The organism is Haloferax sp. Atlit-48N, from assembly GCF_003383015.2.
GTDB lineage: Archaea > Halobacteriota > Halobacteria > Halobacteriales > Haloferacaceae > Haloferax > Haloferax volcanii.
The window spans coordinates 1,655,996-1,668,178 of record NZ_CP137689.1; the positions used below are offsets into that span (position 1 = coordinate 1,655,996).

Consider the following 12,183-nt stretch of genomic DNA (forward strand, 5'->3'; position numbering starts at 1 on the left):
GCGTTTTTCGACAATCGTTTTAGTTAGGGGTTGTTTGCTCAACGCAATGGATTGGATTACGCACGAGGAGGACGTCTGGTTCGAATTCCGGGGCAATAGCCCCCACCAGCTCGTCCCCGGCCGATTTTACAAAGGCACCGTCGACGGCTACGCCGACTTCGGTGTCTTCGTCGACCTCGCTTCGAACGTGACTGGCTTACTGCACCGCAGCGAACTCGACCGCCGCCTCGAATCCCTCGACTGGGAGCCGGGCGACGAGGTGTTCGTTCAGGTGAAGAACGTCCGCGACAACGGCAATATCGACCTCGGCTGGTCGATTCGCCAGTCCGACTCCGAGTTCCGCGGCGCTCGCATCCACGACCCCGACGGCGACGCCGACGGCCAGCCCGTCGAGCAGGAAGCCGAGAGCGGCGGTCCGACGACCGTCAAGACGCGCCCGAAGACGGGCAAGACGACGAAGCCCGCCGGCGTGAGCACGTCGTCCGAGACCGCCGACTCCGAGTCCGACGCAGACTCGCAGTCCGAGCAGGAAGCCGAACCCGAAGCCGAACCCGAGCAGGACGCCGCGTCCGAGCCTGAGTCCGAGTCCGACGCCGGAGACGAGGACCGCGCGCCGACCGCCGGCGACGTCGTCGACGACATCGCCGCAAACGGCGAGTCCGAGCAGGAAGCCGACGCGGAGCCGGAGAGTGAGCCCGAGAGCGACTCGGAGTCCGAAGAGGACGCCGAAGTCGACGCCGAGCAGGAAGTCGAGACCGACGCTGACGACGCCGACGAGGCGGAGCGCGTGACGCTCGCCAGCATCGACGACCGCGTCGGCGACGTGATTCGCGTCGAGGGCGAAATCGCCAGCGTCCGCCAGACCGGCGGCCCGACGGTGTTCGAACTCCGCGACGAGACGGCCATCGCAGACTGCGCGGCGTTCGTCGAGGCCGGCGTCCGCGCGTACCCCGAAGTCGAAGTGGGCGACTACGTCCGCATCGACGGCGAGGTCGAGCGCCGCCGCGGCGAACTCCAAATCGAGACCGAGGAGCTGACGATTCTCGACGGCGACGAGGCCGACACCGTGGCCCAGCGCCTCGCGGACGCCCTCTCGGACGAGGCCCGCCCGGACGCCGTCGCGCCCCTCGCGGCCCACGAGCCGGTCGCCGCCGTCGGCAAGTCGCTGCTCGACGCCGCGGAGGCCATCCGCCGCGCCGTCCTCGAATCGCGCCCCATCGTCGTCCGCCACACGGCCACCGCCGACGGCTACGTCGCCGGCGCGGCCGTCGAGCGCGCCGTGCTCCCGCTCATCCGTGAGGAGCACCCCCGCGACGACGCCGAGTACCACTACTTCACCCGTCGCCCGCTCGAAGAAGCCGTCTACGGCATGGACGCCGCCACGAACGACGTGACGCGGATGCTCGAAGACCGCGACCGCCACGACGAGAAGCTCCCGCTCGTGCTTCTCCTCGGTGCCGGTTCGACCGCCGAGTCCCTCGACGGTCTCGGCCTGCTCGGCGTCTACGGCTCCGAGCGCGTCGTCGTCGACGCCGCGCCCGCCGACGACGAGGTCGCCGCGGAAGTCGACGTGCTTGTCAACCCCGCCCGCGAGGGGGCCGACGCCCGCGACCTCTCGGTTGGCGCGCTCGCCTCCACGCTTTCCGTCGCCGTCAACGACGACGTGCGCGACGACGTGTCGCACCTCCCCGCGGTCAGCTACTGGGAGAACTGCCCGCAGCAGTACCTCGACCTCGCGGAATCGCACGGCTTCGACGCCGACCGCGTCCGCGAACTCCGCGAGGCCGTCGCGCTGGAGGCCTACTACCAGTCGTATCAGGACAAGCGCGAACTCATCGCAGACCTGCTGTTCGACGCCGACGAGGGCCTCGCCGGCCACGTCTCCGAGCAGTTCCGCATCAAGCTCGAAGACGAAATCGAGACGGCGCAGGCGAACCTCGAACGCCGCGAGGTCGGTGCCATCTCCGCGGCCGTCCTCGACTCCGACGCTTACAGTCACCGCTTCGACTTCCCGCCGACGGGCCTGCTCGTGGACGAACTCCACCGCCGAACCCGTGAGGGCGACGCCTTCGTGACCGTCGCGCTCGGCATGGACGAACTCTACCTCCGCGCCACGGGCGACCTCGACCTCCGCGCAGTCGTCGAGTCGGCCGCCGAGAAAGCGCCCGCCGCCGGCCTCGCCGCCGCGGGCATCCGCGAAGGTCGCATCGAGTTCCTGACCGGCGCGCGCGACGAGGCGCTCGAAGCCGTCCTCGACGCCGCCGCCGAGCAGTTCTAAGCCGCAATCCAGACTCCTCCTCGCGCGGTTCGACGGAGGGCCCTATTCTAGCCTCCCGAGCGACACGCTTATCCACGAAACGACCCGATTCGCGCCCATGAACCGCCACCACGTCGCTGAACGGGAGGTGTGGCCGTGAGCGCCGAGACCGAGACGGAGTCCGAGGCGTTCGAGCGGACCTGCGAGGCGCTCGTCGAGCGCATCCTCGCGGGCGACGTCGACCGCGACGACCTCGAATCCGCAAAGCTCGACGCCTGTTCGGAACACTCCTCGCCGAAGGTCCCGAAGAACGCCGAGATTCTGCAGTACGCCCCGGAGGACCGCCGCGAGGAGGTCAAGGAGGTCGTCCAGCGCAAGCCCGTCCGCACCGCCTCCGGCGTCTCGCCGGTCGCCATCATGACCTCGCCGCACATGTGCCCCCACGGGAAGTGCCTCTACTGTCCCGGCGGACCCGCCAGCGAGTTCTCCTCGTCGCAGTCGTACACGGGCCACGAGCCCGCGGCCGCCCGCGGCGTCCAGAACGACTACGACCCCTACGGGCAGGTCACGCTCCGCCTCGAACAGCTTCGACACATCGGCCACCCCGTGGACAAGGTCGAACTCATCCTCATGGGCGGGACGATGACCGCCCGGAGCCACGACTACCAGGAGTGGTTCGTCAAGCGGGCGCTCGAAGCCATGAACGACTACGACCTCGACAAGGAGCCGGAACCGGCCGAAGACCGGTCGTTCAAGCCCGACCCCGAGGATGTCGAGTTCGAGTACATCGAGGACGTCATCGCGGAAAACGAGACGAACGACATCCGCAACATCGGGACGACGTTCGAGACGAAGCCCGACTGGTGCGACCCCGAGCAAATCGACCGGATGCTCGATTTGGGCGCGACGAAGGTCGAAGTCGGCGTCCAGACGACCTACGAGCGCATCAACCGCGAGATGCACCGCGGCCACGGCGTGCAGGCCTCCATCGACGCCAACCGCCGGCTCCGCGACTCGGCGTTCAAGGTCGGCTTCCACATGATGCCCGGTCAGCCCGGCATGACCAAGGAGATGTGTCTGGAGGACTTCCGTCAGCTGTTCGAAAACAGCGACTGGCGGCCCGACTATCTCAAAATCTACCCGACGCTCATCGTCCGCGACACCGTCACCTACGACATGTGGCGGCGCGACGAGTACGAGCCGCTGAACAACGAGGAGGCAGCCGACATCGTCGCGGAGGTCATGGGCATGATTCCGAAGTACACACGCCTCCAGCGCGTCCAGCGGGACATCCCCGCGGACTTCATCGACGCCGGCGTCTGGAAGTCCAACCTCCGCCAACTGGCCGCCCAGCGCGCCGAGGAACGCGGCATCGTCCAGCGGGACATCCGCGCCCGCGAGGTCGGCATGAACGAGGCCGACCCGGACCCGGAACGCATCGAACTCGACGTGATGACCTACGAGGTCGCCGGCGGGACCGAGCACTTCATCTCGTTCGAAGACCCCGTCGAGGACCTGCTGGTCGGCTTCTGTCGGCTCCGATTCCCCGGCAATCCGGTCCGCCGCGAGCTTCAGGACGCGGCGCTCGTCCGCGAACTCCACGTCTACGGCTCCGAGGCGGGCATCGGTGCCGACGGCGACTGGCAGCACAAGGGCTACGGGAAGAAGCTCCTCGCCCACGCCGAGGAACTGTCCCGCGACGCCGGCTACGACAAGATTTCGGTCATCTCGGGTATCGGCGTCCGGCAGTACTACAAGCAGAAGCTCGGCTACCATCAGGACGGGCCGTACGTGTCGAAGCGGCTGTAGGGAATAGTTGGATTTTTGGTCCAGATTTTTGCGAGACGAGCGAAGCGAGTCTCGGAAAAAGGTGGGACTGGGCCGTACGTGTCGAAGCGGCTGTAGGGAATAGTTGGATTTTTGGTCCAGATTTTTGCGAGACGAGCGAAGCGAGTCTCGGAAAATGGTGGGACTGGGCCGTACGTGTCGAAGCGGTTGTAGCCGACGAGCGCTCTCCTGCCGATTCTCATTCCTGAGTGTCGCTCCGTCACGCTTTTACTGTCTGACCCACCGCACACGGTAGGATGGCACCACAGGGGGGTGCGGCGGGTTCGGGGCAGGCGGCGACGTGGCTTCAGGACCTCCGCTCGACGCTCGCACAGTTCGTTTCGACAGAAGAGCGACTCGGTATCTCGGCGGCGCTCGTCGCGCTCGCGCTCGGTATCGCGGTCTTTCTCGCGCCGCGGCTCGTCTCGCGGGCGACCGCCGAACTCCGAACGCGGGTGTTGGCCCACCCGCGCGTTCCCGATGCCGTCACCGACGCGGCGTGGCTGTTTCCCGCGACGGTCGTCGTCCGGACGCTCCAACTCGCGGTGTTCGTCGGCGCTGCGCTCTCGCTGTTGCTCCTCTGGGGCTACACCGGCCTCGCCGCGGACCTCACCGAACTGCTCGCCGTCGCGGTGCCGAACGCCGCCAAACTCGGGGCCACGGTCGCGCTGTTCGCCGGGGCGCTCGTCGGGACGAACGTCCTCGAAGAGAAACTAGACTCGTACGCAACCGCATCGGACAACATCAACGCCCACCAGCAGGGCATCGTCTTCCGCGTCCTCCAACTGGTCGTCCTCCTCGCGGTCGGGATGGCGGCGCTCACGGTCTGGCAGGTCAGAATCGGCGGCCTGCTCGTCGGTGCTGGCTTCCTCGGTATCGTGGTCGGGATGGCCGCGAGACAGACCCTCGGGTCGCTCATCGCGGGCTTCGTGCTGATGTTCTCCCGACCGTTCGAACTGGGTGACTGGGTCGAAATCGACGACGCCGAGGGCATCGTCACCGACATCACCATCATCAACACCCGCCTGAGCAACGCCGACGGCGAGACGGTCGTCTTCCCAAACGACCGCGTGACCAACGCGAAGATAACGAACCGGACGAAGCGCAACCGCCTCCGGCTCCGCCTCGACGTGGGCATCGACTACGAGGCCGACATCGAACGCGCCGAGTCGGTGGCCGAGGAGGCGCTTTCCGACCTCAAGTTCGTCGAGGGGGTACCGAAGCCGCAGGTGATGCCGACGACGTTCGGTGACTCCGCCATCGGCCTCCAACTGCGTTTTTGGATTACGAGCCCCTCGGCCCCGCGCCGTGCGCAGGCGAAAGCCGAGGTGCTTCGGAGCGTGAAACTCGCCTTCGACCGCGAGGGAATCAAGATACCCTACCCGCAGCGCGAGCTGCTCGCCCGCGAGGAGGCCGACGGCTTCCAGTTACGGGAGGACCGCCGCAGTCAGCCGGTCGAGACGTCGGTTTCGGAGGATTAGGCGTCGTTACAGCGACTTCCGCATCTCGACGTGCGGGATGCCGGCCTCGTCGAACTCGTCGCTCGTCGTCTCGTAGCCGAGGCCGCGGTAGAACCCCTCGGCGGTCGTCTGGCCGTGGAGGAGAAGCGAGTCGAAGCCGCGCTCGCGCGCCTCGGCTTCGAGCGCCTCCATGAGTCGCCGCCCCCAGCCCTCGCCGCGGGCCGATTCGAGGACGGCGACGCGCTCGACTTTGCCGACGCCGGGTTCGTACTCGCGCAGTCGGGCCGCGCCGACCGCGTCGCCGTCGCGGGAGGCGACGAAGTGGACCGCCTCGGCGTCGGGGTCGTCGTGTTCGTCCCACTCCAGTTCCTCGTCGACGCCCTGTTCGTCCACGAAGACGGCCTTGCGGACGCCGAAGGCGTCGTCGCGTTCTGCGTCGCCGGTGGCGACGCGAACGTCACTGTTGGTCATCGTCGGACGTTTCGTGGGGTGCTACCTGACGATTTCGGAGCGGCCGCGCGAACTGACGCCCGACCGGGGTGCGTCACACTGGGACGGTCAGTCTGCCGACGACACGATATCCCGGAGCCCGTCTGCCGACCGTGCCCACACCCCGTCGTCGAAGTCGACTGCGTCGTTCCACTTCGCGACGACGCTCGAAACGGCCAAATCGCCGGTGACGTTGTTCATCGTCGCGATTCGGCCGAGAATCGGGTCGACACCGGCGACGAACCCGACGACCTCCAGCGGCAGCCCCACCTGCGTGAGGACGACAGTCAACATCACGAGCCCCGCACCGGGGACGCCCGCGGTCCCGATGCTAATCAACACCGCCACCAGAAGGACGAGCACCTGCTCGGAGAGCACGAGCGGTTGTCCGACGACGTTTGCGGCGAACACGACGGTTATCGCCTGTCGTATCGCAGCCCCGTCCATATTTGCGGTTGCTCCGACCGGGAGCGCAAACGAGTAGACACGCTCGTCGATTCGAAGGTCCTCCTCTGCGTTCTGCATCGTGACGGGGAGCGTCCCGCTCGACGAACGGGTGGCGAACGCCGTCACCATCGCGTCTTTCGCGCCGGCGAGGAACGCGACCGGCGAGACGTTCATCACCAGTCCCATCAGCAAGAACAGATACGTGATGACGATGTGCGCGACGACGGCGACAGCGACGGCCAGCACCAACTCACCGAGCGAGGAGAACACGCCGATGCCCTCGGTGCCGATACCGGACGCCATCAGCGCGAAGATACCGACGACACCGTATTCGAGGACACCGCGGACGATGACGAACAGCGCTTCCGTGCCGACTTCGAAGGCAGCGAAAATCGAATCGACAGTCTCGGCGAGGTCATCCTGCCGTGCTCGGACGTACGTGAGCGCGATGCCGAAGGTGATGACGAAGAAGACTGTCGCCAACAGGTTCCCCTCGGCCAGCGCAGTCACGGGGTTACTGGGGACGATTCCCAGGAGAACGTCTGTCAGCGACGGTGGCGCTTGCGATCTGGCTTCCGCATCGAGAAACTCGACTCCTCGCCCCGGTTGCAGGATGTTCGCGACGGCGAGGCCGATGAGACCGGCGATGGTCGTCGTCACCGCGTAGAGCCCGACCGTCGAGCCGCCGATTTTCCCCAGCTGAGCGGGCGAAAGTTGGCGAATCCCCGAGAGAAGTGTGAAGACGATGATGGGGATGATGAGCATGTTGAGCAACCGGATGAACAGCTCGCCCAACGGGCTGACCACGGCCATCCGTTCCCCGAAGAGGATACCCGCCGCCGACCCGGCGACGAACGCAACGAAGATACGATAGATGAGTGGGACCGAGCGATACTCGTCCCACACGGTTCGTACTGTCCCGAACATACCCCAGCAACGGCTTCCCTTTTCAAAAACGCAGTTCTCCCCATCGCTCCTGCGCCTATCTACAACGGTCACCGACCGTCGCGTTACTGCCCGTACACTGACGTTTCAGGGGCGAGACCGCCGATAGACGGGTGGTTCCGCGTCGCCCCGGTTCGCATCGAAACCTCCACCGTCGGTATCGGATACGACTACGCTTCGTAGCTATGCACAAAATTTGCTGCTTCGCCCGGCGATTCGCTGGGGGGAGCACCCAGTACGCGACCCCGTCGGACCGTGACACCACCGCCAGTCACGTCGCCGCGTCGGTGGTCCCACCGGACGGCCGACGGTCGCCGGTCCGTCCGCCGAGCGCCCAGCCGAGTCGGTAGACGAGCGACCCGGTTGCGAGCGTCACCAGCACCCAGACGACGAGCAGCACGCCGACGAACAGGACGCCGTAGCCGCCGACGGGGACCATCGGAAGCGCGAACGCCGTGGGTGCGGCGACGATGGCGAGCGACAGCAAACGCGTGCTCCCGCCGCGCCGGGCCGCGTAGCCGAGGGGCAGAAACAACACGATGGCGGTTGCCAACGCGAACGCGCTGAACGAGACCCACGGGTTCGCCCCCGGCATCGAAATCGCGGTGGCGACCGCGAGCGCGACCTGCGGGCCGACGGCGGCGGCGACGAGGCGGCGGAACCCGAGCGCCTCGGGGCGGGCCGCCGAGACGACGCCGAGCGCGACCAGTTGGAGGGCGAGGAGCCACGCCACCGCGGCGGCGCTCCCGGAGAAGGCTTGGACGACGAGGAGACAGAGCCCCCACATGACACCGAGTGCCGCGACGGGGGGTCCGAAGCGCCGCGCGCCGCGCTCGTCGTCGAACCGGCGGTCGAACTGCCGGACGAGGAGCACGCCGACGATGAGCACGAGCGTCGGGACGACCGCGACCCACGCGAGGTTCGTGAGGACGCCGGGGCCGGAGTCGGCGGCGAGGCTGGCGTAGGCCGCGGCCGTGGTGGCAAGCCCCGCGTCGGGGCCGAACGTGAGGTACGTCTGGCTCCCGATGCTCGACGCGCCCTCGTCGGCGGCGCTCCAGACGGCGGCCGTCCCGTTGGTCCGCGTCTCGGCGGGCGCGGTGAGGAGCGACGACCCCTCGGGACCGGTCACAGTGAACCGGTCGGCGTCGACGTAGACGGTGCCCCTGACCCCGTCGTCGTGGAAGTAGTCCACGACCAGCACGTCGCCGTAGCCGCGGGACGCCATCTCGGGCACCTCGAAGGTCACGACCGCGGTGTCGCCGTCCATCCGGGTTTCGAGGCGTCTGCGGTCGTCGGTGAACACGCGGTAGTCGTCGAACGTCCCGCGGACGACGCGGTCGAGTTGTTCGGGGTTCTCGCGGAACGTCGCGGCCGAGTCGTCGTCGAGTTCGACGCGGGCGGTCCACGTGCCGACGCCGTCGTCGCCGACGCGGACTCGGAGCGTGCTCGATTCGACCGTGAGCGGGACGCCGGCGGCGTCGCCCGCTTCTTCGAACGCCTCGCCGCAGACGCCGCAGACGGCCTCTGGCGGGGGTCGCGCTTCGGCCGGGGCGTTTCCGACCGGGAGTCCGGCCAGCGCGACGAGGAGGGCGAGGGTGACGAGCGCGAGGGTGCGAGAGCGCATTCACCGACAATATTCAGGGTTATTGATAAGTATCTTCTCCCCGAGTCGGGGAGGCGTCGCATTCGCGGAAACGACACCCCTTTTCGTTCGCCGCCAAAAAGCGAGTCCATGGATCCGAAGCGGGAACTCACGAGCGTCGACCTCGCGGCCCTCGTCACCGAGTTGAACCGGTACGAGGGCGCGAAGGTCGACAAGGCGTACCTCTACGGCGACGACCTGCTTCGCCTCAAGATGCGGGACTTCGACCGCGGACGGCTCGAACTCCTCCTCGAAGTGGGCGAGATAAAGCGCGCGCACCTCGCCGCACAGGAGCACGTACCGGACGCCCCCGGTCGGCCGCCGAACTTCGCGATGATGCTCAGAAACCGGCTCAGCGGGGCCGACTTCGCGGGCGTCGAGCAGTACGAGTTCGACCGCATCCTCACCTTCACGTTCGAGCGGGGCGACGAGAACACGAAAATCGTCGTCGAGCTGTTCGGACAGGGCAACATCGCGGTGCTCGACGAGACGGGCGAAGTCGTCCGCAGTCTGGAGACGGTGCGACTCAAGTCGCGGACGGTCGCGCCGGGGTCGCAGTACGAGTACCCCGCTTCGCGGCTCGACCCCCTCACCGTCAGCCGCGACGCCCTCGGCCGGAACATGGAGCAGTCCGACACCGACGTGGTGCGGACGCTCGCCACCCAGTTGAACCTCGGCGGCCTCTACGCCGAGGAGCTGTGTACCCGCGCCGGCGTGGAGAAGACCCTCGACATCGCCGACGCCACCGACGACGACTACGACGACATCTACGACGCCATCGTCGACCTCCGCGAGCAGGTGCGCGCCGGGGAGTTCGACCCGCGGCTCTACCTCGACGACGACGGCGAAGTCGTGGACGTGACGCCCTTCCCGCTGCGCGAACACCAGAACGCCGGGCTCGACGAGGAGGCCTACGACACGTTCAACGACGCGCTCGACGAGTACTTCTTCCGGCTCGATTTGACCGCCGACGAGCAGGAGGCGACCTCCGACCGCCCGGACTTCGAGGAGCAAATCGCCAAACAGCAGCGCATCATCGACCAGCAGGAGGGCGCAATCGAGGGCTTCGAACAGCAGGCCCAAGACGAGCGCGAGCGCGCCGAACTGCTGTACGCCAACTACGACCTCGTCGACGACGTGCTGTCGACCGTCCGCGGCGCGCGCGAGGAGGGCGTCCCGTGGGACGACATCGCCGCGACGCTGGAAGAGGGTGCCGAACAGGGCATCCCCGAGGCCGAGGCCGTCACGAACGTCGACGGCGCGAACGGCACGGTCACCGTCGACCTCGACGACGCGACCGTCACCCTCGACGTGTCGATGGGCGTCGAGAAGAACGCAGACCGCCTCTACACCGAGGCAAAACGCATCGAGGAGAAAAAGGAGGGCGCGCTGGCGGCCATCGAGGACACCCGCGAGGAGTTAGCGGCCGTAAAGAAGCGCCGCGACGAGTGGGAGGCCGACGACGGCGACGACGACGAAGACGACGAGGACGAAGAACCCGAGGAGACCGACTGGCTCGCGCTCGACTCGGTGCCCGTCAAGTCCACGGAACACTGGTTCGAGCGGTTCCGTTGGTTCCACACCTCCACGGGCTACCTCGTCGTCGGCGGCCGCAACGCCGACCAAAACGAGGAGTTAGTGAAGAAGTACATGAGCAAGCACGACCGCTTCTTCCACACGCAGGCCCACGGGGGGCCGGTCACGCTCCTGAAGGCGACGGGGCCGAGCGAGCCCGCCCAAGCGGTCGACTTCTCCGAGGAGACGCTCCGCGAGGCCGCGCAGTTCGCCGTCTCGTACTCCTCCATCTGGAAGGAGGGCCGCTTCGCCGACGACGCCTACATGGTCGAGCCGTCGCAGGTGTCGAAGACGCCCGAATCCGGCGAGTACATCGAAAAGGGGAGCTTCGTCGTCCGCGGCGACCGCGAGTACTTCGAGGACGTGCCCGCGAAGGTCGCGGTCGGCATCCAGTGCGAAGACGAGACGCGCGTCATCGGCGGCCCGCCGTCGGCAATCGAGACGCGCGCGGAGACGACGCTGACGCTCACCCCGGGGCAGTACGCCCAGAACGACGCCGCGAAACTGTGTTATCGTCGGCTCCGCGAGCGCTTCGCAGACAAGTCGTTCGTCAGAAAAATCGCGTCACCCGACCAGATTCAGGAGTTCCTCCCGCCGGGCGGGAGCGATATCGTCGACGAGTGAACGTCGCCGCCGCCTTCGGGTAATCGGGCGTTAGACGGCTTAATAGTCAATTATTCGGACACCTCGGGTACAAGATTATATACTTTCTCGTCGTAATGTTGCATCGAGCGCGCGTGTCAACCCGCGGTTCTCACGCGGCCGAACGGCCGGTGAGTGGGTGGTGGCGCTCGGTGAAACATCATGATTTCAGAATCACTCAATTACCTTCGAAACGGTGAGGACTGGGTAAAGACGGTCCTCATCGGCGGCGTCCTCGGCCTGTTGAGCGTCCTCATCGTCCCGACGTTCCTCGTCATCGGCTATCTCCTTCGGGTCGTTCGCGCGACCATGAAGGGCGACGAGGAGCCCCCGGTGTTCGACGACTGGGGTGAGATGGCGATAGACGGCGTGAAAGGCTTCGCAATCGCGTTCGTCTACGCGCTCGTCCCGGCCATCATCGCGGGCGTGTTCGGCTTCGCCGGCATCGTCGGCGCGGCGGCCGGCGGCTCCGACGCCGCGGGCGCGGTCGGCGGCATCGTGGCGCTCGTGGGCCTCCTGCTCGCGTTCGTCCTCGGCCTGCTCGCCGCGTACCTCATCCCGGCGGCGCTGTCGAACTACGCCGAGACCGACCGCATGGGCGCGGCGTTCGACATCGGCACGCTCCGTCCCATCCTGACCTCGGGCAAGTACGCCACCGCGTGGCTCATGTCCTTCGCGGTGCTGTTCGCGTCGTCTATCGTGGTCGGCGTCCTGAACGTCATCCCGCTTCTCGGCTTCGTCGTCGGGGCGTTCGTGACGTTCTACGCGGCCGTCGCCGCCTACTACATCATCGGCAAGACGTGGGGCGAACTCCACGAGGTCGAGATGATGGACGAAGGCCAGACGCCGGGCGAGCAGCCCGCCGTCTGAACTATCAGCGAGAATTCGAATTTTCGACG

Annotated in this window: 8 protein-coding genes; 5 read left to right on the top strand and 3 right to left on the bottom strand. The window is 67.1% G+C overall.

The window, feature by feature from the left end:
• The first annotated feature begins 46 nt into the window (after positions 1–46).
• The 3 genes from DEQ67_RS08905 to DEQ67_RS08915 all read left to right on the top strand — a co-directional run bounded on the left by DEQ67_RS08905 (position 47) and on the right by DEQ67_RS08915 (position 5,565).
• Entirely contained in the window at positions 47–2,278 is a 2,232-nt protein-coding gene (locus DEQ67_RS08905; RefSeq protein ID WP_115802751.1) for a DHH family phosphoesterase, read from the top strand.
• A gap of 129 nt (positions 2,279–2,407) precedes the next feature.
• Positions 2,408–4,066, top strand: a complete 1,659-nt coding sequence (locus DEQ67_RS08910; protein WP_004044705.1) for a tRNA uridine(34) 5-carboxymethylaminomethyl modification radical SAM/GNAT enzyme Elp3 — start codon at positions 2,408–2,410, stop codon at positions 4,064–4,066.
• A gap of 275 nt (positions 4,067–4,341) precedes the next feature.
• The gene (locus DEQ67_RS08915; RefSeq protein ID WP_004061225.1) at positions 4,342–5,565 is read left to right on the top strand and encodes a mechanosensitive ion channel family protein; all 1,224 of its coding nucleotides are present in this window, start codon (positions 4,342–4,344) and stop codon (positions 5,563–5,565) included.
• A gap of 6 nt (positions 5,566–5,571) precedes the next feature.
• Here DEQ67_RS08915 and DEQ67_RS08920 read toward each other — a convergent pair whose 3' ends face one another.
• The 3 genes from DEQ67_RS08920 to DEQ67_RS08930 all read right to left on the bottom strand — a co-directional run bounded on the left by DEQ67_RS08920 (position 5,572) and on the right by DEQ67_RS08930 (position 9,049).
• Positions 5,572–6,015 carry a GNAT family N-acetyltransferase gene (locus tag DEQ67_RS08920; protein ID WP_004061227.1) on the bottom strand — a complete coding sequence of 148 codons (444 nt, stop codon included), beginning with the start codon at positions 6,013–6,015 and terminating at the stop codon, positions 5,572–5,574.
• A gap of 87 nt (positions 6,016–6,102) precedes the next feature.
• A complete protein-coding gene (locus tag DEQ67_RS08925) occupies positions 6,103–7,407 on the bottom strand; it encodes a dicarboxylate/amino acid:cation symporter (protein ID WP_013035604.1) in 1,305 nt (434 codons plus the stop codon).
• A 289-nt stretch (positions 7,408–7,696) separates the two neighbouring features.
• Positions 7,697–9,049 carry a hypothetical protein gene (locus DEQ67_RS08930; protein ID WP_115891510.1) on the bottom strand — a complete coding sequence of 451 codons (1,353 nt, stop codon included), beginning with the start codon at positions 9,047–9,049 and terminating at the stop codon, positions 7,697–7,699.
• Positions 9,050–9,157: 108 nt separating this feature from the next.
• Here DEQ67_RS08930 and rqcH point away from each other — a divergent pair, with 108 nt between their 5' ends.
• Positions 9,158–11,266, top strand: coding sequence for a ribosome rescue protein RqcH (gene rqcH / locus DEQ67_RS08935; protein ID WP_004061232.1), 2,109 nt, complete (start codon positions 9,158–9,160; stop codon positions 11,264–11,266).
• Between the two features lie 180 nt (positions 11,267–11,446).
• On the top strand, positions 11,447–12,154 hold the full coding sequence (locus DEQ67_RS08940) for a DUF4013 domain-containing protein (protein WP_006601571.1): 708 nt from the start codon (positions 11,447–11,449) through the stop codon (positions 12,152–12,154).
• Positions 12,155–12,183: the final 29 nt, after the last annotated feature.